The sequence below is a fragment of the Microbacterium sp. LWO14-1.2 genome (assembly GCF_038397715.1).
Lineage (GTDB): Bacteria > Actinomycetota > Actinomycetes > Actinomycetales > Microbacteriaceae > Microbacterium.
On sequence record NZ_CP151633.1, the window covers coordinates 1,435,500 to 1,458,966 of the forward strand.

Genomic DNA, 23,467 nt, shown 5'->3' on the forward strand with positions numbered 1-23,467 from the left:
TCCCGGAGGTCTTCGCTACATCAAACGATCACAACGTCCCGGGGAAGAACAGCTAGGCGGCGGAGACCTCCACCTGACCGCGTTCGAAGTAGGCGACGAGGTCGGCATCCAGCGCGGGGACCTCGATCGCCGAGCCGTCTGCGCGCAACGACTCCGTCGCGAGGATGCCGGCCGCGACCGCCTCACGGGCGGCGACCGGCGACGTCTCGGTGAGGCCGCCGTCGCGCACGAACCGCAGGAACTCGGCGACGAGCAGGGCGTCGGCGCCGTCGTGTCCGGCATCGACGACCTCCGGCACGATGAACGTCTCGTCGGCGGCGGCGGCACCGCGATGCCTGCGGTTCCACAGCCGCACCTCGCTGCCGGCGGTGTCGCCGACGTTCTCGATGCGCCCCTCCGTGCCGATCACCGTGTAGTTGCGCCAGTAGTCGGGCGTGAAATGGCACTGCTGGTACGACGCGAGGATGCCGCCGGCGAGCCGCAGGTTCACCATCGAGATGTCCTCGACATCGACCACGGGGTTGAGTCCGGTGAGGGAGGCGGGCGGCCAGTTGTCGACGCTGAACCAGTCCGGCATCCGCTCCCCCGGCCGCTCCCGACGGTCGGCGATCGCTCCGTACACGCTGAGCTCGCCCATCGCCGCGACCTGCTCGGTGTAGGCGCCGGCGAGCCAGTGGATGATGTCGATGTCGTGCGCACCCTTCTGCAGCAGCAGCCCGGTGGTGCGGCGGCGGTCGGCGTGCCAGTCCTTGAAGTAGTAGTCGCCGCCGTGCCCGACGAAGTGCCGCACCCAGACGGCCTTGACGTCGCCGATGCGCCCGTCCTGGATCAGGCCGCGCATGAGCGTGATCACGGGCATGTGCCGCATGTTGTGGCCGATGTAGAGGCGGCTGCCGGTGCGGCGCGCGGTGCGCAGCATGGCGTCGGCGTCGGCGAGGTCGATCGCGAGGGGCTTCTCGCAGAACACCGCGACACCGGCCTCGAGGGCGCGGATGCTGAGCGCGGCGTGGGTGTCGTCCGGCGTCAGCACCATCACGGCATCCACCCCCGAGGCGAGCAGCTCGTCGAGCGAGTCGGTGACGAGGGCGTCGGGCAGCAGACGGCGCGCGTCGTCGCGCGCCCGCTCCGAGGGGTCGCACACCGCGGTGATGCGCGACCCGCGGCCGGGGCGGTGCACTTCTTCGCGGAGAGTGGCGCGCGCGCCGAAGCCGATGATTCCGATGGTGAGATCCACGGTGGTCCTTCTGGGGTTGGAGTGCGGTGTGCGAGACGTCGACGTCAGCGCATGCGAGATGCCGGGGCGTCGAGATCCGTCGACGCCCCGGGGAAGAGCGACCAGGGGAACTCGTGCAGCCGGGCAGGAGAGTCGTCGGGGGCGAGGGCTCGGTCGACGATGATCCGCGCCTGATCCTCGAAGAAGTCGGTCGGGCCCACCGTGGTGAGGGTGGGGGCGACGCGCTGCGCGTCGGGGGTGTTGCCCACGCCGATCACCGCCACGTCGTGCGGCACCCGCAGACCGAGCATGTGCGCGGCGTTGATGGCCGCGATCGCAGCGAAGTCGGTCGTGGCGTAGATCGCCGACGGACGCCGCTCGCGCGACAGCAGCCGCACGGCGGCCTCGAACGCGCTCGACTGGGTGTCCCCGTACGTGACGGTCCAGCCGGGATCGGCGTCGATCCCCGCGGCCTCCAGGCGCTCGAGGTACGGCGTGTACCGCGTGACCTGGGTGGCGGCGAGGCGCACGGCGCCCTCGGCCGCGAGGCATCCGATCTCGGTGTGCCGTTCGAGCAGGTGGTCCATCGCGATCCCGCAGCCGGGGATCGCGTCCGACCGCACGACGTCGAACCCGGCCGGGTCGAGCGGGCTCTCGGTGAAGACGACGAGCCGCTGCCCGCGCTGCACGAGGTCGCCGAGCTTGCCCGCGGCATCCGCTCCGAGTCCGATGCCGTCGAGGTAGGCGACGTCGCTCTCGACGCGGTCCAGGGCTGCGTGCCAGTCGCCGTCCGCGAGGATCAGCGTCGTCAATCCGTGCTTGTTGGCCTCCGCGTTCACGGCGTCGGACACGGCGAGCGACCACGGGTCGCTGAGCATGTGCAGCGACAGCTGCACCATGCCGCTGCGTCCCGTGCGCACCGCCCGCGCCGCACTGTTCGGGCGGTAGTTGAGCTCGTCGGCCGCGGCCAGCACCTTGGCGGCGGTCGCCTCGGCGACACCGGAACCGGATGCGGCGCCCGCGCGTCCCGAGAACACGTACGAGACGGTCGCGGTCGAGACCCCGGCCCGCTCGGCGACCATCCGCAGCGTCGGACGCCGGGGAGGATGCTGTCTGCGCTCCGCCATCGCTCAGCCCTTCGATCCGCTGAACGCGATGCCCTGGATGAACTGCCGCTGCAGGATCATGAAGGTCACCAGCATCGGCAGGGTCGCGAGCAGCGCACCGGCCATGAGCACGGGGTAGTCGGTGCCGTGGATGCCGACGAGCTGCGACAGCCCGACCGACAGCGGCATCCTGGCAGGGTCGGTCGTCACGATCAGGGGCCAGAGCAGATCGTTCCAGGACCACAGCACGGTGAACACCACAAGTGCGATGATGCCAGGCTTCGCGAGCGGAACCATGATCCGCCAGAAGGTCTGCCACGGATTCGCGCCGTCGATGCGCGCCGCCTCCTCGAGCTCGGCGGGCATCGACATGAAGAACTGCCGCATGAGGAACGTGCCGAAGGCGCTGAAGATGCCGGGGACGATCAGCGCCTGCAGCGTGTTGAGCCAGCCGAGCGACTGGATGATCTCGTACTGCGGCAGCAGGTAGAGCTGCGAGGGCACCATGAGCACCGAGAGGAACACGACGAACAGGGCGTTGCGGCCGGGGAACGGGATGCGGGCGAACGCGTATCCGGCCATGGTGCAGAGCACGACCTGCCCGACCGTGCGGCCGACCGTGAGCAGCACCGAGTTCGCGAACATCTGCGCGAAGGGCATCGAGTCGAACACCTCGGCGAAGTTCGTGAACACCCACTCGCGCGGCAGCAGGCTCGGCGGCACCTGCACCGAGTCGGACAGGGTCTTGAACGAGGTCAGCAGCTGCCAGATGAACGGGAACACCATGAGCACGGCGCCCACGATCAGCACGAGGTGCACGATCCACAGTCCGCGGTTCTTCGGAGTCCCGGCCGCGCGGCGGCGACGGGATGCGTCGGCGCCCACGATCGCGCGGGTGTCGAGGGAGAGGTCACTCATAGTGCACCCACTTCTTCTGCAGACGGAACTGCACGACCGTCAGCACGAGGATGATGAGGAGCAGCAGGAACGCGACGGCTGCCGCGTAGCCGCGGTCGTTGTCGAGGAAGCCCGCCTGGTAGAAGAGGTAGACGACCGTGCGGGTGTTCGGCATCGCCGGGTTGTTGCGGCCGAGCATCATGTAGACGAGGTCGAACACCTGCAGCGCGCCGATCACGCTGATCACGCTGACGAAGAAGATCGACGGCGACAGCAGTGGGATCGTGATCGAGAAGAACTTGCGCACGGGACCGGCGCCGTCGAGGTCGGCCGCCTCCATGATCGTGTCGGGGATGCCCTGGAGACCGGCGAGGAAGATCACGATGTTCGTGCCGAGTCCCGCCCAGATGCCGACGACCGCGATCGCCACGAGCGCGGTGCTCGGGTCGGTGAGCCAGCTGCGGCCGTCGATGCCGACGGCGCCGAGCGCCGCGTTGAGCACGCCGTAGTCGCCGTTGTAGATCATGCGCCAGACGAGGGCGATCGCCGCGGGCATCGTCACGACGGGGATGAAGTACAGCGTGCGGTAGGCGCTGCGGCCTGTGAGACCGGTGGTGTTCAGCAGCGCGGCGATGGCGACGGCGAGCGGGATGCCGATGAGCGCGATGACCGTGTAGATCGCGGTGTTGCGCAGCGCGCCGATCAGCTCGGGGTCCTCGAACAGACGCGCGTAGTTCTCGACGCCCACCCACTCCGACCCGCCGAACGGCCCGGACTTCGTGAACGAGATGATGAGCGTGCGCACGGTCGGCCACAGATAGAAGACGGCGATGCCGACGGCGGTGGGGCCGAGGAACACGAGCGCCCACCAGGGCGAGGCGCCCGGCGCGCGCCGGCGGCGACGGATGCCGGGGCTCTGCGCCTCGGGCATCCGCGCCGCCTGCGCGGCCTCGCGCGGGGCGACGACGGTCATGAGGTCACTCCTGCTCGGCGTCCAGCGCCGTCTGCATCTGCGCTGCGAGGTCCTTCAGGCCCGCCTCGGGCGTGACGGCACCCGACCAGACCTGCGACAGCACCTCGCTCTCGATGCTCGTCCACGCGGACGTGTTCTTCGAGACGGGGTAGGGCACGGCGGTGTCGAGCGCGTCGATGTAGACCTGCAGGTCGAACTGCGGCTGCGCGTCGACCCAGGCCTGCTGCGTGTCGTGGAACGCGGGGATCACGGTGCCGGTCTCGGCCTGGATCTTCGCGGCCTGCTCGCCGCTCGCGAATGCGGCGAACGCCTTCGCCTCGGCGAGGTGCGGGCTCTTGGCGTTCGCCACGTTGCCGACTCCGTGGATCACGCTCTGGTTCCCCGTCGGCCCCTCCGGCAGCGGCGCGACGTCGACCTGGTCGGAGATGTCGGCGTTCTCGCCGTAGGCGATCGCGGCCCACGAGCCGTTCTGGAACATCGCGACCTTGCCCGAGAGGAAGAGGTCCTCGGGATTGGTGTCGGTCATCTGCTGCGCGGTCGGCGACGACCCCGCCTCGATGAGATCGGTCCACAGCTCGATGCCCTCGAGTGCCTCGGGGCTGCCGTAGCCCGACTCCGTGCCGTCGGCCGAGATGACCTCGCCGCCGGCCTGCGCGATCGAGTTGTAGTAGTTCTCCTGACCGTACTGGCTCGCCGCGACGCCGTATTGGCCGGTCGCGGGATCGGTCAGGGCTGCGGCGGCGGCGGTGAAGTCGTCCCACGTCCACCCCGCCGCGGGGTAGGCGACTCCTGCCGCGTCGAACAGCGCCTTGTTGTACCAGAGCGCCACGGTGTCGAAGTCCTTCGGGGCGCCGTAGAGCGTGCCGTCGAACGTGTAGAGGTCGATGAGTCCCTCGGGGTAGTCCGCGGCATCCACCCCGGCGTCGTCGAGCGGCGCGAGCTGGCCGTTCGAGGCGTACAGCTGGAAATTCGGACCGTTCATCCAGAACACGTCTGCCGCCGAGCCGCCGGTCGCCGCGGTCTGCAGCTTCGTGAAGTACTCCTTGTACGGCGTGACCTGGATGTCGATCGAGACGTTCGGGTTCTCCTTCTCGAAGGCTGCGGCGATCTCCTCCATCGCGGGCTTCTGGTTCTCGTCCCAGATCGCGTGACTGAGGGTGACATCGCCCCCGGAGGACTCGCCGCCCCCGGTCGACGAGGAGCAGGCGGTGAGCGAGACGACGGCCGCCGTGGCGGCGGCGAGGGCGCCCAGGGCGCGGCGGGAGGTGCGGGGCATCGGTGTCTCCTTCGACGGGTGCAGGTCTGTGTTAAACGTTTAGCAGTTAAACGATTAGCAAGAGAGTAGCCGGGCACCCGCGTGGCGCGCAAGAGGTGTCAGAGCTGTGCGCCGAGCAGCAGCCCGGCCGCTGCGGCCGCGAGGCCGAGCACCAGCATCCCGACAGCGTCGAAGAGGGATGCCGCGCGCTCGCCGTCCCGCCACAGCGCGACGGCGTCGAGCATGGCGGTGCTGAAGGTCGTGTATCCGCCGAGCAGACCGGCGCCGACGAGGAAGGCAGCGTCGGGCAGCGCGGTGGTCACCACGCCGAGGGCGAACGAGCCGGTGAGGTTCACCACGAGGATGCCCCACGGGAACCGCCGACCCGCGATCGATCCCACGGCGAGGTCGAGGACGTACCGGAGCACCGCGCCCGCTCCCCCGGCGAGCGCCGCCGCCACGAACAGCAGCGGGCTCACGACGCAGCCCCCGCCCCGGCGGTGGAGTCGTTCGGCCGGCCGAGGCGCAGCCCCAGCGCGGCGGCCGCGAGTCCGAGAACCAGGCTCCCGACCGCATACGCCGCGGCGAGGGCGGGCGCGGCGGCCCAGAGCTCCACCGTGCCGGTCATGAAGGCGCTGTAGGTCGTGAATCCGCCCAGCACCCCGGTGCCGAGCAGCACGCGCAGGTCGGTGGTCTGCGGCATCCGGGCCGCGAGGAGCCCGATGAGGAACGCGCCGACGATGTTCACGGCGAAAGTCGCCAGGGGGATGCCGCCGGCATCCGGCACCCACAGGCCCACCGCGAGGCGGGCCGCCGTACCCGCGGTGCCCCCGAGGAAGACGAGGAGCACGCGGCGGGGAGTCACCCGGCAACTCTAGCCCCGACCTCGGCCGCCTCAGGGTCGGACCGTCGCAGGACCACCGCGGAATGTCAACCCGCTGTGCAGCCGGGCGATGCGAGGCGAACACTTGTGCCATGAAGCCGCTGTGGAAGCTCGACCGCACCCCGCCCACAGGCACCCCCTTCGACCCCGGAGCACGACACGACGTCATCGTCGTCGGCGCCGGTCTCACCGGCCTCTCGACCGCCGTGATGCTGACCAGAGCGGGACTCGACGTCGCGGTGCTGGAGTCGGGATCGGTCGGCGAGCTCGCGTCCGGAGGCAACACCGGCAAGCTGTCGTTGCTGCAGGCGCAGCGGCTCGCCGAGATCCGCCGCCACCACTCGGCGACGCTGCTGCAGGCCTACGTCGACGGCAACCGCGCGGGCATGGACTGGCTCACCGCGTTCGCCGACCACGCCGGAGTGCCGTACGAACGACGCATCGATCACACCTACGCGCAATCGGCAGACGGACTCGAATCGGTGCGCGCGCAGCATGCCGCCGCCCAGGAGGCGGGACTCCCGACGCGCATGCTCACACGAGGCGAGCTTAGCGTCGACTTCCCGGCCGTGGGAGCCGTCGCCCTCGACGACCAGGTCACGATCGACCCCATGCGGGTGACCGAGGCGCTGGCGTTGGAGCTCCTCTCCGCCGGCGGCACGCTGCACACCGGCGTGCGGGTGACGGCGACGCACGCGCTTCCCGACCCGCGGGTTGAGACGACCACCGGCCCCCTGTTCGCCCAGCACATCGTCATCGCGACCGGGTATCCGATCCTCGACCGCGGTCTGTACTTCTCGAAGATGCGGGCGTTCCGGTCGTACTGCGTGTCGTTCCGGGTACCCGGCGGCATCCCCGACTCCACGTTCATCTCGACCGACCAGCCGACGCGGTCCATCCGCCCCGTGTCCGCGTCCGACGGCCCTGCCTCCGCGGCGCAGCTGGTCGTCGGCGGCAACGGGCACCCGGTCGGGCGGTCCGACGGTGAGCGCGCCGCGGTCGACGAGCTCGTCGAGTGGACGCAGAAGTACTTCCCCGGCGCGGAGGAGACGCATCGCTGGTCGGCGCAGGACTACGAGTCGCACAACCAGATCCCGTTCGTCGGCGCGATGCCGCGGGGTCTCGGCCGCATCCGGTTCGCGACCGGCTACGCCAAGTGGGGACTGTCGAACGCGCCGGCCGCGGCGCTGCGACTGACCACGGAGATCCTCGGCGCGAGCTGGCACGATCGTCCGGGGTGGATGGTGAAGATCGGCACCCGTCTGACCGTGCCCGCCGACCTCGCCCGCGGCGCCGTCGAGGGCGTGAAGGTCGCGGCCGCCGCCACCAAGGGATGGGTGGATGCCGAGAAGACCCCCGTGCCCGTGCCTCAGCCCGCCGAGGGCGAGGGCGTCGTGGCGAACCGCGGAGGGCTCCCGGTCGGCATCTCGACCGTCGACGGCGTCACCAGAGCCGTCGACGCCGTGTGCCCGCACCTCGGCGGCGTCCTCGACTGGAACGACGCGGAGTGCACCTGGGACTGCCCGCTGCACGCCTCCCGCTTCACCGCCGACGGGACGCGCATCGAAGGACCGGCGCTCAGCGATCTGAAGAAGCTGCCCCGCACCCCGAAGGCCTGAGCCCGTCAGTCGCGGGCGGCATCGGCCGGCGGCGCATCCCACCCCTGCTGGGGCTGCTCGCAGGTCTCGCGGAACACGTACTGCGACACGAGCTTGCGCTGATGACTCGACCAGTCGATCGCGGGACGACGCTGGTCAGGGGGCAGATACCCGAGCCGGTACACGGCCATGAGCTCGAGGTCGTCCGGCACGTGCAGGAGGTCGATGATCTCCTCCCACTTGCCCGGCACCTCCATGGGGAACGAGATGAACTGGATCCCCATGCCGAGCTCCACCGTCGTGAGCCACACGTTCTCCATCGCGGCGCCCATGCTGAAGACCGAGTAGAACGACGACAGCTGTCCGGGCCGGTACTCGCTGCGGTCGAGCATGACCCCGAGGAGCAGCGGCGACCCGGCGACGAGCTTGTGGTTCTCCTCGCCGAGCGTCTTCGGCACGCCGAACGTGTTCATGAGCTTCTGTCCGCGCTTCGTGAACACCTGACTCGTGAAGGGCCGCAGGGCCGCAGGCAGCTTGTCGAACAGCATCCCGCTGCGCTTCTCCTCCATCTCCGCCTGGCTGAAGCGGAAGTACGGCTTGTAGCGCTCGAAGAACGTGCCATTCGACATCGCCTCCGTCATGCTCTCGCCCGAGATCTGCGCGATCCTGTCGATCGTCTCGCGGTTCTCGATCACGACGAACCGCCAGGGCTGGCTGTTCAGCTGCGAGGGCGCACGGCCCGCCGCCTCCAGCAGGATGCGCTGATGCTCCTCCGACACGGGGTCGGGCAGGAACGGCCCGTTCGTGGTCTTGCGGCGGCGGATGACATCGAGCAGTTCCATGCGTTCACTTCCGGTCGGAGGGGATGCGCGAGCACACCAGGCCCGCGACGAGGAAGGGGGCTGCGGCGAGCGCGACCAGCGGATGCCGACGCGTGTGCGTGCCGAGATACGGGATCGCCGCGAGGGGCACGACGGCGGGGACGAGGGATGCCGCGGCCCGACGACTCGCCATCCTCGGTCGGGCCCAGAACGCGGCGCTGACCGCGGCTCCGGTCGCGGCGAACGTGGCGATGTAGAGCGCGTGGTGGAGCCAGCGGCACCCGCTCGTGTCGATCGTCTTCGTCGCGACGGCGGTGCCCAGCGCGGCGTTCGCGGCATATGCGACGGCGGCCGCGACGAACAGCGGAGCCGCGTTCGTGCGCTTCCGACGGGGGGCCATGGCACGACACTACGCCCGGACACCCTCTGCCGAGCCACCCCCTTGCGCGCGAAACACCCCTTTGGATAGGAGCCACAAGGGGGTGGCTCGCACCCAAGGGGGTGTGTCGGCGGGGTCGTTAGAGGTTCGCCTCCGCGTACACGCGAAGCGCGTCGCGCACGAACTCCGCCCCGTGCGTCCCGCCCGACGATGTCGCGTAGTTCGCACCGAAGCGCGGGTCGGCCACGTACATCTCGCCGAGACCGATCACGTAGGCCTTGACGTCTCCGCCCGGCGCCGACGCCGGGGTGCCTGGCACACCGGTGAGCCAGTCGACGTGACGGCGGGCGAGCTGCTGCGCTTCTGCGGATGCCGGGTCGCTGCCGCTCTCGGCGGCGGCGATCCAGTCGCGTCCGAGGTCGGACACGCGCTGCTGCCAGTCGGCGCGCTCGGCCTCGGTCATCCCGCGCCACCAGCGGTCGCCGTCGGCGTAGGCCTGACTGCCCCAGCGCTGCTCGACCTCGTCCTTGTACCGGGTGTGGTCGAAGCCGTCGAACATGTCCTCTGCCATGAGTTGTTCACCTCCTCTCAATGCAGTTATGGTCTTCTCCACCGACGCGATCTGCCGCGCCAGCCTGTCCTGCTCCTCGCGCAGCACCGCGAGATGGGTCTCCAGGGCCGCCTCTTCCGTGCTCCCCTGCGCACCGGCGCGCAGCACCTCCGCGATCTGCGGGAGCCCGAGTCCGAGCTCGCGCAGCAGCAGGATCCGCTGCAGACGCATCAGAGCCGCCTCGTCGTAGTGCCGGTACCCGTTGCCGGCGATGCGCGAGGGCGGCAGCAATCCGATGTCGCCGTAGTGGCGAAGCGTCCTGCTGGTCGTGCCGGCGAGGCGTGCGATCTCCTGGATCGACCAGTCCCTCCGTGCCATCTCCTCCTCCTTCAGCCACGTCGTCCGGGTGATATCTCCACGGTAGAGGTTGACGTTGCGTCAAGGTCAAACCCTCTGTCCGAGGTAGTCGATCCGGCATATACGACTCATATGACGGCATTAAAGAGTCGAATGACTTGTTCTGTCGACGTGCGGACTGCGAGCATCGGGACGAATCGACGAAAGGAGGTGATTCATGTCTGTGATGACTCTCATGGAACCGACGCTCATGCGTCGACGGGTGAGCGATGCACTCGACGACGCGCTCGTGCGCCTCGACGGCTGGTGGCTGGTGCTCATCGCCGCGCTGATCGTGTTCGGCGTCGCGTTCCTCGCAGCGCTCGCGCTGTGGTGCTTCTTCTCCAACGGCGGACGCCGTTTCAGCGGCAACTGGAAGTGGGGAAAGAGCGGCGTATCCGTCTGGATCGAGTGCATCTGATGAACAACGTCCCTCGGCGTCGCCTCCCGGCGCCGAGGGACCCGCAGTGAAGTGAAAGGCGCAGCATGCTCCTCCAGGTCTCCTCCGTCTCCTTCGCGTACGCGAAGCGGGCTCCCGTCCTCCGAGACGTGTCGTTCGCGATCGACCGCGGCGAGCGGGTCGCGCTCGTCGGCCCCAACGGCTCGGGCAAATCGACGCTGATCCGTCTGCTGGCCGATCTGCTGCAGCTTCGCGGCGGCAGCATCCGCGTCGACGGGCGCTCGCATCAGGATCGTGATGCCAGGCAGAGCGTGGCGTACGTCGCCAGCAACGACTTCCTCCCCCAGTTCCTCACCGGCGCCGAGTACGTCGGCCTGATGCACCGGCTGTACGGACTCAGGGCCGACGAGAATCAGGTGGCGCAGGCGTTCGCGCGCTATCAGATGGCCTCACGGGAGTCCGATCTCATCGAGGACTATTCGCACGGCATGCGCAAGAAGGTGCAGGTCATCTCCAGCCTGCTGGTCCGGCGGCCGCTGACGATCGTCGACGAGACCCTCAACGGAGTGGATGCCGATGCCCTCCGTGCCTTCACCGAGGATGCGCGGACTCTCACGGACGACACCGCGCTCCTCTTCTGCAGCCATGACTTCCGGCTGATCCAGGCGACCTGCGACCGGGTCATCGTGCTGTTGGACGGTCGACTCCGCCACGACCTGTCGCTCGACGAGGTGCTGGCGCGCTTCGGGTCCGTCGACGCCCTGGTGAAGCAGACGACAGGCGACTCCTCGGCATCCTCGCGATCATGACTCCCTCGCTGACGCTCGCGCGCTTCCTCACGCTCTTCCTCGTCCGCCGAGTCCTGCGCCGTGGAGCCCTGCAGGTGCCCCTCGTGCGATGGACCCTGGTCGTAGTGATCGTCATGGCGGTCGTCGCGCTGTTCGCCTTCGGCGTGGTCACCCTGCGCCAGCTGATCGTCGATCCCGAGATGCTGCGGCCCCTGCTCCGCGTGGCGGGAGCAGCCGTGCCGCTGTGGGTGGTCGCGCTCTTCACCCTGGTCAGGATCCTCTTCCTGAAATCCGGCGATCTCGTGGAGCTGACGTACTGCCTGCCGATCACGAACCGGGCGCGGATGCTGGGATTCATGCTGTTCGAGGCGCTCCTCGTCGGCGGCGGGCTGGTGCTGATCCTCGGCGCCCTGATCTGCGGATCCCTGTCGATCGGAGGCCCCGGCGTCCTCGACGACATCACGACCTGTCTCCTGATGCCGGCGGTGGTCGCCTACCTGCTCGCGAGCGCCTACTACCTCGCGCTCGAGCGGATGCTGATGAGACTACGCCTCGCCCGCCTGCGCTCGTTCCTCGTGCCGATCGTGCTCGCGGCGACGCTCGTCGCCCTGTACGCGTGGGTGTCGTCGCAGTCCGAGGCGGTGCTCTTCGCCTCGGTCGGACAGGGCACGCATTTCGCCCTGCCGCTCGTGTTCGCCGATATCGCCGAGGCGCAGGGGCTGCTCCTCGCGACACTCTGCTGGCTCGCTGCGGTCGTCCTCGCCGCGGCGATCGTGCTCGTCGTCAATCCGCGCTCGTTCGAGCCGACGCGACGCTTCGCCGCCGCCCCGCGGCTCCTGGGCGGCTCGGAGTTCGGCGCCTACTTCGACGCCCACCTGCGCGCCATCGAGACCATGACGGTCTACGGGCTCGCCTTGGCCGGCTCCTACGCCCTGCTGCTGCTGGACATCGCCCTGCCACCCTTCCTGCTGCTCGCGGTGACCGTGCAGTCGGTGTACGCCTACGTGTCGACCGAGCCGCTGCGAGCCTGCGGTCCGCGACGGCACGACCCGCTCGTGCGGTACCTGCTGCTGCTCGGGCCGCAGCTCGTGGCGTTCCTGCTGTGCGCTGTGCCGACCGGCGTGATGTCGGCGGTCACCGGAATCGACATCGTGTCGATCCTCGCGGTCGTGGGCTTCGGGGTCGTCAACATCGTGGTGCTGACGCTGGCCGGCATCACGTTCCCGCCCGAGAAGGGCAATCCGTTCTCGGTGGTCGTCGGCGTGGTGACGACGGGTCTCGCGACCGGGGCGCTGCTGCTCGGCACGAACCTGCTCGGACTCCCCGCCTGGGCGAGCATCACCGCGCTCATCGTCATCGGGGTCGGCGCCGCCGCCCTGTCGCTTGTCGGAATGCAGAGAATCGAAAGGACGGAACGTCATGAAGTGGTTGTTCAGAGTGCTCGGAAGCGCGGTCGGCGCGGTCGTGATCCTCGCCGGGGTGGTGGTGACGACGTTCGTGTGGCTCATGTTCTCGGCCGGGTCGACTGAGGGACGGCGACTCGGCTGGTTCGGCTCGCTCTTCGTCGAGGTCGACCAGCGGGTCGACGGCTCGGCCGGACTCGGGGTCGGGTTGCACGACCCGCTGCCCCTCGTCGTCACGGGAGTGATCATCGTCGTGCTGCTGCTGGCGGTGTTCGCCGTCTACGACGTGCTGCTCGAGAGGCGCCGCCAGTTGCTCTCCGGCACCGACTGACGTGTGGGCGGCGACGGTCGACAGACTGACCGCGGGAGCGACCGCCCGTTGGCTTCTCCCCGCAGGGTGGCCGGGCCATCTGGCATTCGCGGTGTGCGTGTCGGCCACGGGGGTTTTCGCGATCATCACGTCCCAGTCCGCCGTCGTCACCGCGCTGCTGACGCTGTGCCTGCACTACATCGTCGGACTCTGCGGCTCATTCGCGCTGCATGAGCTCGGTCATGCGCTCGTGCTCCTCCGCGCAGACGGTGGCACGAGCGTGACGCTCGAACGCACGGCCTGGCGCATCTCGGTCAGGGCGACCGGCGCGATTCGGGGCCGGGACGCCTTCCTCGCGGCGTTGGCCGGACCGGGCGGATGCGCGGTCGCCGGCGGCATCCTTCTGCTTGCCTGCCCGCACGCCCTGCTTCACGTGTGGTTCTTCGCGCATGCGGTGTTCCTGCTGCCCGTCTTCGGCGACGGACGCGCGCTGATCTCGGGCGCGCGACGGTGGGATCGACGCCTCGGCGAGATCACCCCTTGACACGATCGAGATATATCGTGTTACTCTGTCGCAACACGATATATCGTGATCCGTCTCAACACAGGAGAAGCAGACATGACCGAGAAGTGGCTCATCGCCCCGGGCGAGGAACGCGTCATCGACATCGAGAACGTCAGCAGGCTGAAGGTCGGTCTGGTCGGCGGGCAGGTCGACGTGATCGCCCACGACGAACCCGGCATCCGCATCGAGGTGCACGGCGTCACCACCAAGGACCTCCGTATCGAATCCCATGACGGCGAGGTCGAGATCGACCACCCGCAGCTGGGATGGGACAACTTCCTCGAGGTGTTCCGGAACTTCGGCTCGGGCGGCCCCAAGGCCGAGGTCAGCATCGCCGTGCCCCGCGCGATCGCCCTCACCCTGGGCGTCGTCAGCGCCGGCGCCCTCGTCTCCGGCATCCGCAACGACGCCCGTCTGAACACGGTCTCGGGCGACATCATCGTCGACACGCTCATCGGCGACCTCACCGTGAACTCGGTGTCGGGCGACGTGCAGGTGCGCGGACTGACCGGCTCCATCACCGCGAACAGCGTCTCGGGCGACGTCGCCGTCACCGGCACCGTGCGCAAGGCGACCGTCGACATCGTCTCGGGATCGACCCTCGTCGACGCCGCGGGCGACGTCAACACCATCAACATCAACTCGGTCTCGGGCGGCACCACCGTGCGGCTCGACGAGTCGCTGGCCGCGAACTACGTGATCCGCTCGCTGAGCGGACGACTTCTCATCGACGGCGTCGAGCGCGGTTCCTCCGGCATCAACAACTACACCGGCTCCACGGGCGAGCTCGCCGGACGATTCGTCGACCTGCGCGCCAACTCCGTCTCGGGCGGCGTGACGGTGCTGCGCCGCACGCCCGCATCGATCGAGAACGACGCCGAATGGGAGGAAGCATGAGTCCCGCCGTCTTCTCCCACGGAGACCTGCGCCTCTACCTGCTCTCGCTGCTGGCCGAATCCCCCCAGCACGGGTACGGCATCATCCAGGCGCTCACCGACCGCACCGGCGGCACGTACACGCCGAGCGCCGGCACCATCTACCCGCGACTCGCGAAGCTCGAAGAGGAGGGCCTCGTCTCGAAGACCGTCGACGGCCGCACCACGATCTACGCGATCACCGATGCCGGACGCGCCGAGCTGTCGTCCCGTGAGGGCGACCTCGCGGGCATCGAGGCGGGGCTCACCGATTCAGTGCGCCTGATCGCGAACGAGGTGCGCCAGAGCGTCAAGGAGGCGATGAAGAGCCTGAGGGCCGACTTCGCCACCGCCGAGAAGGACGACCGCGCAGCATCCAAGTCCCGCCCGCGCACGCCGGGTGACGACGAGCGCATCGTCAGCCGCGAGGAGCTCCACCGGGCGGACGCCGTGATCAACGCATTCCGTGCCCGCATCCGCACCGACCTCCGCACGCACGTCGCGAGGGGCGGCGTGCTCCCGGCCTCCGTCGTCTCGGAGCTGGAGGACGGACTGGATGCCGCGGCCCGCGGCATCACGACGGCCCTCGCCGCGCTGTCGCGCTGATTCGCCCGACGCGTCGACCCCCGCGGAACCTTCCGCGGGGGTCGACGCGTTTCACCGCGCTAGCAAAGCCCCACCGGGTCACCGCGTTTCGTCTCGGTCGGCTCCGCCGTCCTCGCTCAACGACCGGAGACCCACCGGGTCACCGCGCGAGCAAAGCCCCACCGGGTCGTTGAGCGAGCGAAGCGAGACGAAACGCGCCGAACGACGCGCGACGCTACTCCGTCCAGATCTCGGGCTGCGAGTCGGGAACCGGCTCCTCCAGCGGCACGACGAGCACAGACCGGTGCTGCCGGTGAGCGAGGCGCGCGGCCACCGATCCGGTGAAGAACTCCCGGATCGACTCCCCGATGCCGCGCTTGCGGGTGCCCACCACGATCAGCTGGGCGTCGAGCTTGTTCGCGAGGGCTTTGATCGCGAGTGCCGGGTCACCGACGAGCTGGCGTGCGGTCCAGGTCAGGCCCGTGCCGTCGAGGGCCTGAGCGGCCTCGGCCTGCACGGCTTCAAACTCCGCGGTGCCCGCGTCGAAGTTGATGTCGATGGGCGCCGAGTGCACGTAGCCGTCCGGATCCTCGTAGGTCACGAAGCGCGTGACGTCGACGTGCACGACGACGAGCGGCACCCGCAGCAGGCGCGCAAACCGCGACGCCTCCTGGATGACGCGAGGACTCTGACCCGGCTGGATGCCGACGATCACCGCCTTCTGCAGCGTCGCGTTCTGGACGGCCTCGTCCGAGGGAGAAGAGGTGTTGTCGGTCATCGAGATCGCTCCCTTCACCAGCCTGGCTATCAGGCAGTGCGGTCTACCCGCGTGCTATTCTGAATGCTACTCTTACCGGCCTCGAGCCGGTGTCGTGAATGCATCGGGCCCCAGCTAGCCCGCAGCTCAACTCGTGAGGGGGTCTCTGGCATGGGCCGTGGCCGTCAGAAGGCGAAGCACACCAAAATCGCCCGCGAACTGAAGTCATTCAGTCCGTCCGTCAACTACTCGGCGCTCGAACGAGAGCTCGGTCACCCGAGCGACTCGGAAGACGAGTACGTCGACAAGTGGGCTGACGAGTACGCCGACGAAGACGAGGACGAACTAGAGAAGGCCTGACCGCCCTCTCGTCTCGTCGTCTCCCCCGTGCACCGCACGGGGGTTTCGTCGTGTCCGGGCGCGCTGCAGTGTCCGTGAGTGGTCACCGCGCTCCTGCACGGCCGGCGATCACTCACCACCGGCCGTAGCGGCGTTCCCAGTCCTCTTCGATCGTGCGGCGCCGTCCGGCGACGAGACCTGCCGGGATCGACAGCACGAGCACGGCGATCACGACGAGGATCGGCACCGTCCAGCCGCCGGTGGTCTCGTGCAGCAGGCCGATGAGCAGCGGGAACACCGCCGCGATGGCGTAGCCGATGCTCTGCACGAACCCGCTGAGTGCGACGGCGCTCTCGGGAGTACGTGCGCGGACGCTCAGCAGCACGAGGCTGAGCGGGAACAGGATGGCCGTGAGGCCGTAGATCAGCACCCAGAGCGCGGGGGCGGCGGTCGGCGCGAACAGCAGTCCGAGAAGACCGGCGATGCCCGCCGCCACCGCGAACAGGTACAGCGGCCGCGTCGCCTGGAACCGCACGACGAGCACGGGCACGAGCAGTCCGCACGGCAGACCGGCGAGCGCGAACAGTGACAGCAGGAAGCCGCCCGATGCGGGGGTGACCCCGGCGATGTCGACGAGCAGGGTCGGCAGCCAGGCGAACGCGACGTACGCCACGGTCGACGACGTGCCGAACACGAGGGCGAGTGCCCACGCGAGGGGAAGACGCCACAGCCGCCCGAACACCCGGGGGTTCGCGGGCACCGTCGTGATCGGGCCGGTGCCGACGACGGCCGCGTCGAGGCGCTCGTCGACGGGCTCGTGGTCGGGCAGCGGGGGCGCGGCGACAGCCGGAGCGGCAGGGCGTCGTCGATCGCCGATCAGCACTCCGATCCAGGGCAGCAGTGCGAGCACCGAGAACAGGCCCCACAGACCCAGCGAGACCCGCCAGCCCAGGGAGTCCGCGAGCGGGACGGCCACGAGCGGCGGCACGAACGTCGAGATCGACAGCGTCGTCGAATAGAGGGTCATCATCACGCCGAGTCGGTCGGCGAAGTACTTCTTGACCAGCGGCGGCAGCAGCACGTTGCCCGCACCGACCCCCGCGAACACGACGACGGTGGCGGCGAGCAGGCTCGTCGAGTCCGCGGCGAAACCGCGCAGCAGCAGACCGAGCGACATGAGCGCCAGCGCAGCGACCGCGACGCGCTCGAGCCCGAACCGCCGCTCGACAAGCGGGGTCACGAGCCCGAAGACGGCGAAGCACACCGGAGGCGCGGCGCCGATGAGTCCGACCACGACGGGCGAGACCGGGAAGTCCTCAGCGATGTGGTCGATGACCGGCGAGAGGGATGCCACGGCGGAGCGCAGCGAGAATGCGACCAGCACGATGCCGATCAGCGCGAGGGCCCGCCCCCGCCACAGCGGCTGACTGCTCATGAGCGGTTCCTGTGCCCGTCGAAGGGCAGGGACCCCGCCGTCACGAGGTCTGCGACCCCTCCACCCACGCGAGGTACTCGTCGGAGACCGTGCCGGTCACGTAGCGGCCGTCGAAGCAGCTCATGTCGAGGTCGGTCAGCACCGATCCCTCGGTGATCGCGGCCTTGAGGTCGTGGACCTCCTGATACACGAGGTGGTCGCAGCCCAGCTCCTCCGCGATCTCGGGGATCGTGCGGCCGTGCGCGATGAGCTCGTGCCGCGAGGGCATGTTGATTCCGTAGACGTGCGGATGCCGCACGGGCGGCGCCGCGGAGGCGAACGTGACCGAGGTCGCGCCGGCATCCCGAGCCATCTGGATGATCTGCTTCGAGGTCGTGCCGCGCACGATCGAGTCGTCGATCAGCAGCACGTTCTTGCCCTGGAACTCCGTCGACATGGCGTTCAGCTTCTGCCGCACGCTCTTCTTGCGCACCGCCTGACCGGGCATGATGAACGTCCGGCCGACGTAGCGGTTCTTGTAGAACCCCTCGCGGTACTCGATCCCGAGCTTGCGGGCGACCTCCATGGCCGCAGGCCGCGCGGAGTCGGGGATGGGCATGACGACGTCGATCTTGTCCATCGGCACGTGCTTGGCGATCGTGTCAGCGAGACGGTCGCCCATGCGCAGGCGGGACTCGTACACCGAGATGCCGTTCATGACGGAGTCGGGGCGAGCGAGGTAGACGTACTCGAACGCGCACGGCGCGAGCGTCGCGTCGGTCGCGCACTGCTTGGTGTGCAGCTCGCCGTCGTTGGTGATGAACACGGCCTCGCCGGGCTCGACCTCGCGCACGATGTCGTAGTCGCCGTTCTCGAGCACGAGCGACTCGCTCGCGACGACCCACTCGTCCTTGCCCTCTGCGCCGGCGACGGTCGACGGGCGACGCCCGAGGATGAGGGGTCGGATGCCGAACGGGTCGCGGAACGCGAGCAGACCGTATCCGGCGATCACCGCGATGACCGCGTACGCGCCCTCGATGCGCTCGTGCGTGCGGGCGACGGCCTCGAACACGCGCTCCGGGTCGAGGTCGACGGTCGAGGTGGTGTTCTGCAGCTCGCCCGCCAGCACGTTGAGCAGCAGCTCGGTGTCGCTCGACGAGTTCAGGTGGCGGCGGTCGCGCTTCGCCATGTCGGCGGTGAGCTCACGCGTGTTGGTGAGGTTGCCGTTGTGGATGAGGATGATGCCGTAGGGCGCGTTCACGTAGAACGGCTGCATCTCCTCCTCGCTCGAGGCCGTGCCCTTGGTGGCGTAGCGCACGTGCCCGAGGCCGACGTTGCCGAGCAGTCCGCGCATGTCGCGGGTGCGGAACGCTTCGCGCACCATGCCCTGCGCCTTCGCGTTGTGCATGACGCCGTTCGCCTCGGCGGTGGCGATGCCCGTCGCATCCTGGCCGCGGTGCTGCAGCAGGAGGAGAGCGTCGTAGATGTCCTGATTGACCGGGGCCGTCCCGACCATTCCGACGATGCCGCACATGGGTGGTTACTTCGCTCCGTCCGCGTAGGCGCCGACCAGGCGCACCGCTCCGCCGTCGACGCCCTTGGCGCCCTGTTCGAATTCGCCGCTCGGGCGCTGCCCGAAGCCGACCGTGCCGACCTGCCACGCGGGCAGACCCTCTGCGTCGAGCGCCGCGATCGCGGCATCCTTCTCGTCCGCCGCGACGACCGCGAGGAATCCGATCCCGAGATTCCAGGTGCCCTCCGCCGACTCCAGCGTCGATCCGGCGATGTCGCTCAGCACGCGGAAGACGGGGCTCGGCGACCACGTGCTGCGGTCGACCTCCGCCCAGCTGCCCTGCGGAAGGACGCGTGCGAGGTTCGCCGCGATGCCGCCGCCGGTCACGTGGCTGAGAGCGTGCACGCCCGAGCTCGTCGAGGAACCGAGCCGATCGATGAGACGCAGCAGCGGCGACGTGTACAGGCGGGTGGGCTCGAGCAGGGCCTCGCCCCACGTCGTGCCGAAGTCGGCGGCGTTGTCGCCGTAGCCGATGCCGGCGTTCGTGACGATGTGGCGCACCAACGAGTAGCCGTTGGAGTGCAGACCGCTCGAGGCGATCGCGAGCACGACGTCGCCGTCCTGCACGCGCTCGGCGCCGAGGATGCGGTCGGCCTCGACGACACCCGTCGCTGCTCCCGCCACGTCGTAGTCGCGCGGGCCGAGGAGGCCGGGGTGCTCGGCGGTCTCGCCGCCGACGAGAGCGGTGCCTGTCGCGGCGCAGGCCTCTGCGATGCCGCGGACGATGTCGGCGATGCGCTCGGGGAAGACCTTGCCGCAGGCGATGTAGTCGGTCATGAAGAGCGGCTTCGCTCCCATGACGACGATGTCGTCGACGACCATGCCGACCAGGTCCTGGCCGATCGTGTCGTGCTTGTCGATCGCCTGCGCGATCGCGACCTTCGTGCCGACGCCGTCGGTGCTGGTCGCGAGCAGCGGACGACGGAAGTCGCGCAGGGCGCTGGCGTCGAACAGGCCGGCGAATCCGCCGACGCCGCCGAGCACTTCCGGCCCGTGCGTCGCACGGACCGACGACTTCATGAGTTCGACCGCGAGATCACCGGCAGCGGTGTCGACGCCGGCTTCGGAATAGGGGTTGGTGGGGGAGGCAGCCACCCGTCAAGACTACCGCCCGTCGAGGCCCTGGATCGCCGGGGCGGAAGCTCGCTCGGGCGCTGCCGGCGCGACCGACGGATCATCCATGGACAGAACCGCCGCCACGGGCGAGACTGGCATCCGATACGCCCGGAGGGAGACCAGGTGGGAGCAGCGGAGGAGCAGGTCGACGCCGTGGAGATGGATGCTGTGATGTCGCCGACGCTGAGCGACGAGCAGTGGGACCGCCTGGTGGCCGCCGGCACCCCGGAGGACGTCGCGGTCGGCGATTACGTGTTCCGCACCGGGGAGTCGGGGTACGACCTGATCGTCATCGAGTCGGGGGAGGTCGAAGTCGTCCGCGACGCGCTGCGCTGGGTCAGCGAGGTCGTCATCACGACGATGGGTCCGCGCACCTTCGCCGGGGAGCTCGGTCTGCTCAACGGTCAGGGCGCCTTCCTGTCCGCTCGGGTGACGAAGCCGGGCCGCGTCCACCGTGTGACGCGAGCGCAGCTGCGCGCCCTCATGAACGAGGACGACGAGCTGTGCGACCTGATCCTGCACGCGCTGTGGGCGAGGCGCGAGTCGCTGCGCACGGGCCCTGCGGCCATGACACTGAAGTTCGTCGGCACGGGCTCCTCGAACGACTTCCTGGCGCTGCGCCGTTTCGCCGAGCGCCTCGATCTCGTGCACAAGGCCGTGGCGTTGCCTCCCGGGGATCTCGGGACCCTCGACACCCACGAGATCACGGTCGACGATCTGCCGGTCGCGTTCATCCAGGGCGAGCCGCTGCTGCGCGCCACCCCCGGTCTCGTGGCCGAGCAGCTCGGGCTGAGCTATCAGGCGCAGGCCGACGAGATCGTCGTCGTCGGCGGAGGCCCGGCCGGTCTCGCGGGCGCCATCTACGGTGCCTCGGAGGGGCTCAGCACCGTGCTGCTCGACGCCGTCGCGCCCGGCGGTCAGGCCGCCGCGACCTCGCGGATCGAGAACTTCCTGGGCTTCCCGTTCGGCGTGAGCGGCGGCGACCTCATCGGGCAGGCGATCCTGCAGGCGCTGAAGTTCGGCGTGCGCGTGTACGCGCCGTGCGAGGCGACGGGCTTGACGCGGATCACCCCCGACCTGCTCGACGTCGCCCTCTCGGACGGTCGCCTCATCCGCGCGCGCAGTGTGATCGTCACGTCGGGTGCCGCGTACCGCCGCCTCGACCTCGACCGCTGGCAGGACTTCGAGCGCTCCGGCGTCTACTACGCCGCGACGCCGCTCGAGCTGCGTCAGGTGCAGGGCAAGCCCGTCGTGGTGGTCGGCGGCGCGAACTCCGCCGGCCAGGCGGCGCTCTACCTGTCGGCCCACGGATCCCCCGTGCACCTCGTCGTCCGCGGGGAGCAGCTGGGCACCCGGATGTCGAGCTACCTCGCCGACCGGCTCGCCGACGACCCGCGGGTGCGCGTGCACACCTCGTCGAACGTCGTCGGACTCGACGGCGACGACACGCTCGAATCGGTGAGGATCGACACCGTGGGCGACGTCGACGCCCGCGGCCTGTTCTGCTTCATCGGCGCGACGCCGGCCACCTCCTGGCTGCCGGCGCTCGACCGTGACCCCGAGGGCTTCATCCGCACCGGCACCGACGTCGCCGTGCAGACCCTCGCGCAGTGGCAGGGCCTGGGTCGCGAACCGCTCCCCTTCGAGACGTCGGCGCCGCGCGTGTTCGCGGCCGGCGATGTGCGCAGGGGATCGATGAAGCGCGTCGCCGCGGCGGTCGGCGAGGGATCGAGCGCGGTGGCGTCCGTCCACCGCGCGCTGGCCTACTGAGGACCGGTCTACCGAGGAGAGAGATGAGCACCGACATCGATGTGAACGTCGCACCGTCCGGCACCGGATGCGTCGAGTGCGACCGACAGGACGGCTTCTGGGTGCATCTGCGCCGCTGCGCGGCGTGCGGGCACGTGGGATGCTGCGACACCTCCCCCGGTCAGCATGCGACGGCGCACTTCCGGGAGACCGGCCACCCGCTCATCCAGAGCTTCGAGCCGGGCGAGGACTGGTACTGGGACTACACCGACGAGACAGTCGTCGACGGGCCGGAGCTCGCGGCACCGACCAGCAGGCCGCAGGACCAGCCCTCCCCCGGACCCGCCGGCCGCGTGCCCGTCAACTGGCGCGAGCTCATCCACACCTGACCGACCCGGGACTGCCGCGCGGCGCCGAGCGCCGCCTACGATGGGGCCATGGCCGACAAGCCGCAGTGGCTGATCCGCGAGGACGCGAGCGTCCCCGTGCTGGTCGCGCTCGCACTGCGTCAGGCCCTCGGCATCCGCGCCCCCGACGATCTGCCCAGCCTCCGCGACCTGCCGGTGCGGGCTCCCGACGCGACCGATGTGACCCCCGCTCTCGAGAAGCAGTGGCGTGACTACTGGGACATGACGGTCGAGCCGCGCGCGCATCCGTCCGGCGTTCCGCTGGAACTCGTCGACGGGTTCGACACGCTCGTCGCCCTCCCCGCATCGGGCGCGGAGGAGCTGGTCGACGCGATCGGGCCGCACGCGGCATCCGCCCTGCACTTCGCCCGGGTCGCGCACGACCGCTACCTGTCGTCGATCCGCAGCTCGGTGGGCACCCGCACGGCCGGGGGCACGGCGAACGGAGAGTCCTACCGCGCCTACGCCAGCGCGATCGCGGAGTTCGAGCGCGACATCGGGCGACGGGCGCACTCGTTCGAGCTGAACGTGCAGGTGCTGCCGTTCTCGCAGCGCGGCATCTGGTGGATCGGGGCGCTCACCGTGGCCGTGACCGACGGGCTGCGCCGCGACGTCGTGTCGTTCGACTCGGCGATCAGGCCGATCATCGCCGAGCTCGCCTGACGGGTGCTCCGGCGATGCGGCGCGCGGTCAGTCGTTCGTGACGATGGTCTCGTGCTCGACGCGCACGACGCGGTCGTGGCGACGGGACATCCGCTCGAAGATCAGACCGACGACACCGCCGAGGGCGAGTCCGATCGGGACGGTCCACAGCAGCAGGAACCCGAAGACCTGGCCGGGCGGGTAGACGACGTTCACGGCGTCGGACGGCTCGTAACTGCCGATGAGCGTGAGGATGCCGGCCACGATGATGCCGACGACGACGCCGATCCCCATGAACACGCCGTAGCGCGGTACGCGACGGACAGTCGCCTCGACCGTCTCGGGGGAGTGCTGGGATGCCATGCGTCCATTGTCCCACCGTCGGCTGTGCAGCGGCACCGGATGCAGAGCACCGCCCTCCCCGCGTCCGCTGC

27 protein-coding genes are annotated in these 23,467 nt (G+C 69.6%); 12 read left to right on the forward strand and 15 right to left on the reverse strand.

All coding sequences use genetic code 11. The features are described 5' to 3' along the window. Positions 1-52: 52 nt before the first annotated feature. The 7 genes from MRBLWO14_RS06845 to MRBLWO14_RS06875 all read right to left on the reverse strand — a co-directional run bounded on the left by MRBLWO14_RS06845 (position 53) and on the right by MRBLWO14_RS06875 (position 6,309). Positions 53-1,234 carry a Gfo/Idh/MocA family oxidoreductase gene (locus MRBLWO14_RS06845; RefSeq protein WP_341935704.1) on the reverse strand — a complete coding sequence of 394 codons (1,182 nt, stop codon included), beginning with the start codon at positions 1,232-1,234 and terminating at the stop codon, positions 53-55. Positions 1,235-1,278: 44 nt separating this feature from the next. Next, on the reverse strand, positions 1,279-2,340 hold the full coding sequence (locus tag MRBLWO14_RS06850; protein ID WP_341935705.1) for a LacI family DNA-binding transcriptional regulator: 1,062 nt from the start codon (positions 2,338-2,340) through the stop codon (positions 1,279-1,281). 3 nt (positions 2,341-2,343) lie between these two features. After that, entirely contained in the window at positions 2,344-3,237 is an 894-nt protein-coding gene (locus tag MRBLWO14_RS06855; RefSeq protein WP_341935706.1) for a carbohydrate ABC transporter permease, read from the reverse strand. Beyond that, positions 3,230-4,189 (reverse strand): sugar ABC transporter permease, encoded by a 960-nt coding sequence (locus MRBLWO14_RS06860; protein WP_341935707.1) that lies wholly within the window; start codon positions 4,187-4,189, stop codon positions 3,230-3,232. Before MRBLWO14_RS06860 ends, MRBLWO14_RS06855 begins: the two co-directional genes overlap by 8 nt. Before the next feature lie 4 nt (positions 4,190-4,193). Continuing rightward, on the reverse strand, positions 4,194-5,465 hold the full coding sequence (locus tag MRBLWO14_RS06865; protein WP_341935708.1) for a sugar ABC transporter substrate-binding protein: 1,272 nt from the start codon (positions 5,463-5,465) through the stop codon (positions 4,194-4,196). A 98-nt stretch (positions 5,466-5,563) separates the two neighbouring features. Beyond that, complete coding sequence (locus MRBLWO14_RS06870) at positions 5,564-5,923, reverse strand: CrcB family protein (protein WP_341935709.1); 360 nt, start codon at positions 5,921-5,923, stop codon at positions 5,564-5,566. Next, complete coding sequence (locus tag MRBLWO14_RS06875; protein WP_341935710.1) at positions 5,920-6,309, reverse strand: CrcB family protein; 390 nt, start codon at positions 6,307-6,309, stop codon at positions 5,920-5,922. The genes MRBLWO14_RS06870 and MRBLWO14_RS06875 overlap by 4 nt, the downstream gene beginning before the upstream one ends. Before the next feature lie 110 nt (positions 6,310-6,419). On the opposite strand from MRBLWO14_RS06875, the gene MRBLWO14_RS06880 reads away from it, so the two are divergent. Next, entirely contained in the window at positions 6,420-7,946 is a 1,527-nt protein-coding gene (locus tag MRBLWO14_RS06880) for an FAD-dependent oxidoreductase (protein ID WP_341935711.1), read from the forward strand. A 5-nt stretch (positions 7,947-7,951) separates the two neighbouring features. Here MRBLWO14_RS06880 and MRBLWO14_RS06885 read toward each other — a convergent pair whose 3' ends face one another. The 3 genes from MRBLWO14_RS06885 to MRBLWO14_RS06895 form a co-directional block, all read right to left on the reverse strand. Then, on the reverse strand, positions 7,952-8,767 hold the full coding sequence (locus MRBLWO14_RS06885) for a nitroreductase family protein (RefSeq protein WP_341935712.1): 816 nt from the start codon (positions 8,765-8,767) through the stop codon (positions 7,952-7,954). A gap of 4 nt (positions 8,768-8,771) precedes the next feature. Continuing rightward, a complete protein-coding gene (locus MRBLWO14_RS06890) occupies positions 8,772-9,146 on the reverse strand; it encodes a hypothetical protein (protein ID WP_341935713.1) in 375 nt (124 codons plus the stop codon). Positions 9,147-9,264: 118 nt separating this feature from the next. Then, positions 9,265-10,053, reverse strand: a complete 789-nt coding sequence (locus MRBLWO14_RS06895) for a MerR family transcriptional regulator (protein ID WP_341935714.1) — start codon at positions 10,051-10,053, stop codon at positions 9,265-9,267. Positions 10,054-10,249: 196 nt separating this feature from the next. On the opposite strand from MRBLWO14_RS06895, the gene MRBLWO14_RS06900 reads away from it, so the two are divergent. The 7 genes from MRBLWO14_RS06900 to MRBLWO14_RS06930 all read left to right on the forward strand — a co-directional run bounded on the left by MRBLWO14_RS06900 (position 10,250) and on the right by MRBLWO14_RS06930 (position 15,057). Continuing rightward, entirely contained in the window at positions 10,250-10,492 is a 243-nt protein-coding gene (locus tag MRBLWO14_RS06900; protein WP_341935715.1) for a hypothetical protein, read from the forward strand. Positions 10,493-10,557: 65 nt separating this feature from the next. Beyond that, positions 10,558-11,280, forward strand: coding sequence for an ABC transporter ATP-binding protein (locus MRBLWO14_RS06905; protein WP_341935716.1), 723 nt, complete (start codon positions 10,558-10,560; stop codon positions 11,278-11,280). Continuing rightward, a complete protein-coding gene (locus tag MRBLWO14_RS06910) occupies positions 11,277-12,788 on the forward strand; it encodes a hypothetical protein (RefSeq protein WP_341935717.1) in 1,512 nt (503 codons plus the stop codon). Before MRBLWO14_RS06905 ends, MRBLWO14_RS06910 begins: the two co-directional genes overlap by 4 nt. Then, on the forward strand, positions 12,739-12,993 hold the full coding sequence (locus MRBLWO14_RS06915; RefSeq protein ID WP_341935718.1) for a hypothetical protein: 255 nt from the start codon (positions 12,739-12,741) through the stop codon (positions 12,991-12,993). Before MRBLWO14_RS06910 ends, MRBLWO14_RS06915 begins: the two co-directional genes overlap by 50 nt. Before the next feature lie 97 nt (positions 12,994-13,090). Beyond that, positions 13,091-13,516: a hypothetical protein gene (locus tag MRBLWO14_RS06920; RefSeq protein WP_341935719.1), complete on the forward strand. Its 426-nt coding sequence runs from the start codon at positions 13,091-13,093 to the stop codon at positions 13,514-13,516. A gap of 75 nt (positions 13,517-13,591) precedes the next feature. Further along, the gene (locus MRBLWO14_RS06925; RefSeq protein ID WP_341935720.1) at positions 13,592-14,434 is read left to right on the forward strand and encodes a DUF4097 family beta strand repeat-containing protein; all 843 of its coding nucleotides are present in this window, start codon (positions 13,592-13,594) and stop codon (positions 14,432-14,434) included. Further along, positions 14,431-15,057, forward strand: coding sequence for a PadR family transcriptional regulator (locus MRBLWO14_RS06930; RefSeq protein ID WP_341935721.1), 627 nt, complete (start codon positions 14,431-14,433; stop codon positions 15,055-15,057). Before MRBLWO14_RS06925 ends, MRBLWO14_RS06930 begins: the two co-directional genes overlap by 4 nt. Before the next feature lie 214 nt (positions 15,058-15,271). On the opposite strand, the gene MRBLWO14_RS06935 is transcribed toward MRBLWO14_RS06930, so the two are convergent. After that, positions 15,272-15,814: a universal stress protein gene (locus MRBLWO14_RS06935; RefSeq protein ID WP_341935722.1), complete on the reverse strand. Its 543-nt coding sequence runs from the start codon at positions 15,812-15,814 to the stop codon at positions 15,272-15,274. A gap of 150 nt (positions 15,815-15,964) precedes the next feature. Between MRBLWO14_RS06935 and MRBLWO14_RS06940 the strand changes: the two genes are divergently transcribed. Next, positions 15,965-16,153: a DUF3073 domain-containing protein gene (locus MRBLWO14_RS06940; RefSeq protein ID WP_096716204.1), complete on the forward strand. Its 189-nt coding sequence runs from the start codon at positions 15,965-15,967 to the stop codon at positions 16,151-16,153. A gap of 112 nt (positions 16,154-16,265) precedes the next feature. On the opposite strand, the gene MRBLWO14_RS06945 is transcribed toward MRBLWO14_RS06940, so the two are convergent. The 3 genes from MRBLWO14_RS06945 to purM are packed head-to-tail and all read right to left on the reverse strand — an operon-like array spanning position 16,266 to position 20,214. Next, entirely contained in the window at positions 16,266-17,567 is a 1,302-nt protein-coding gene (locus MRBLWO14_RS06945; protein WP_341935723.1) for an MFS transporter, read from the reverse strand. A gap of 40 nt (positions 17,568-17,607) precedes the next feature. Further along, positions 17,608-19,080, reverse strand: a complete 1,473-nt coding sequence (purF, locus tag MRBLWO14_RS06950; RefSeq protein ID WP_341935724.1) for an amidophosphoribosyltransferase — start codon at positions 19,078-19,080, stop codon at positions 17,608-17,610. Between the two features lie 6 nt (positions 19,081-19,086). Beyond that, the gene (gene purM, locus MRBLWO14_RS06955; RefSeq protein WP_341935725.1) at positions 19,087-20,214 is read right to left on the reverse strand and encodes a phosphoribosylformylglycinamidine cyclo-ligase; all 1,128 of its coding nucleotides are present in this window, start codon (positions 20,212-20,214) and stop codon (positions 19,087-19,089) included. A 144-nt stretch (positions 20,215-20,358) separates the two neighbouring features. On the opposite strand from purM, the gene MRBLWO14_RS06960 reads away from it, so the two are divergent. From MRBLWO14_RS06960 to MRBLWO14_RS06970, 3 genes are read left to right on the forward strand one after another with little or no spacing between them, the layout of a single operon-like run. Next, on the forward strand, positions 20,359-22,005 hold the full coding sequence (locus tag MRBLWO14_RS06960) for an FAD-dependent oxidoreductase (protein ID WP_341935726.1): 1,647 nt from the start codon (positions 20,359-20,361) through the stop codon (positions 22,003-22,005). Positions 22,006-22,028: 23 nt separating this feature from the next. After that, positions 22,029-22,373: a UBP-type zinc finger domain-containing protein gene (locus tag MRBLWO14_RS06965; protein WP_341935727.1), complete on the forward strand. Its 345-nt coding sequence runs from the start codon at positions 22,029-22,031 to the stop codon at positions 22,371-22,373. 48 nt (positions 22,374-22,421) lie between these two features. Further along, the gene (locus MRBLWO14_RS06970) at positions 22,422-23,054 is read left to right on the forward strand and encodes a zinc-binding alcohol dehydrogenase (RefSeq protein WP_341935728.1); all 633 of its coding nucleotides are present in this window, start codon (positions 22,422-22,424) and stop codon (positions 23,052-23,054) included. Between the two features lie 27 nt (positions 23,055-23,081). Here MRBLWO14_RS06970 and MRBLWO14_RS06975 read toward each other — a convergent pair whose 3' ends face one another. Further along, positions 23,082-23,396, reverse strand: coding sequence for a potassium transporter Trk (locus MRBLWO14_RS06975; protein WP_341935729.1), 315 nt, complete (start codon positions 23,394-23,396; stop codon positions 23,082-23,084). Positions 23,397-23,467 lie beyond the last annotated feature (71 nt).

Bases quoted from the DNA above. Each gene is read 5' to 3' on its own strand.
- MRBLWO14_RS06850 (WP_341935705.1), bottom strand. From the start codon at position 2,340: ATGGCGGAGCGCAGACAGCATCCTCCCCGGCGTCCGACGCTGCGGATG.
- MRBLWO14_RS06855 (WP_341935706.1), bottom strand. From the start codon at position 3,237: ATGAGTGACCTCTCCCTCGACACCCGCGCGATCGTGGGCGCCGACGCA.
- MRBLWO14_RS06860 (WP_341935707.1), bottom strand. From the start codon at position 4,189: ATGACCGTCGTCGCCCCGCGCGAGGCCGCGCAGGCGGCGCGGATGCCC.
- MRBLWO14_RS06865 (WP_341935708.1), bottom strand. From the start codon at position 5,465: ATGCCCCGCACCTCCCGCCGCGCCCTGGGCGCCCTCGCCGCCGCCACG.
- MRBLWO14_RS06880 (WP_341935711.1), top strand. From the start codon at position 6,420: ATGAAGCCGCTGTGGAAGCTCGACCGCACCCCGCCCACAGGCACCCCC.
- MRBLWO14_RS06885 (WP_341935712.1), bottom strand. From the start codon at position 8,767: ATGGAACTGCTCGATGTCATCCGCCGCCGCAAGACCACGAACGGGCCG.
- MRBLWO14_RS06890 (WP_341935713.1), bottom strand. From the start codon at position 9,146: ATGGCCCCCCGTCGGAAGCGCACGAACGCGGCTCCGCTGTTCGTCGCG.
- MRBLWO14_RS06895 (WP_341935714.1), bottom strand. From the start codon at position 10,053: ATGGCACGGAGGGACTGGTCGATCCAGGAGATCGCACGCCTCGCCGGC.
- MRBLWO14_RS06900 (WP_341935715.1), top strand. From the start codon at position 10,250: ATGTCTGTGATGACTCTCATGGAACCGACGCTCATGCGTCGACGGGTG.
- MRBLWO14_RS06905 (WP_341935716.1), top strand. From the start codon at position 10,558: ATGCTCCTCCAGGTCTCCTCCGTCTCCTTCGCGTACGCGAAGCGGGCT.
- MRBLWO14_RS06910 (WP_341935717.1), top strand. From the start codon at position 11,277: ATGACTCCCTCGCTGACGCTCGCGCGCTTCCTCACGCTCTTCCTCGTC.
- MRBLWO14_RS06925 (WP_341935720.1), top strand. From the start codon at position 13,592: ATGACCGAGAAGTGGCTCATCGCCCCGGGCGAGGAACGCGTCATCGAC.
- MRBLWO14_RS06930 (WP_341935721.1), top strand. From the start codon at position 14,431: ATGAGTCCCGCCGTCTTCTCCCACGGAGACCTGCGCCTCTACCTGCTC.
- MRBLWO14_RS06935 (WP_341935722.1), bottom strand. From the start codon at position 15,814: ATGACCGACAACACCTCTTCTCCCTCGGACGAGGCCGTCCAGAACGCG.
- MRBLWO14_RS06940 (WP_096716204.1), top strand. From the start codon at position 15,965: ATGGGCCGTGGCCGTCAGAAGGCGAAGCACACCAAAATCGCCCGCGAA.
- MRBLWO14_RS06945 (WP_341935723.1), bottom strand. From the start codon at position 17,567: ATGAGCAGTCAGCCGCTGTGGCGGGGGCGGGCCCTCGCGCTGATCGGC.
- purF (WP_341935724.1), bottom strand. From the start codon at position 19,080: ATGTGCGGCATCGTCGGAATGGTCGGGACGGCCCCGGTCAATCAGGAC.
- MRBLWO14_RS06965 (WP_341935727.1), top strand. From the start codon at position 22,029: ATGAGCACCGACATCGATGTGAACGTCGCACCGTCCGGCACCGGATGC.
- MRBLWO14_RS06970 (WP_341935728.1), top strand. From the start codon at position 22,422: ATGGCCGACAAGCCGCAGTGGCTGATCCGCGAGGACGCGAGCGTCCCC.
- MRBLWO14_RS06975 (WP_341935729.1), bottom strand. From the start codon at position 23,396: ATGGCATCCCAGCACTCCCCCGAGACGGTCGAGGCGACTGTCCGTCGC.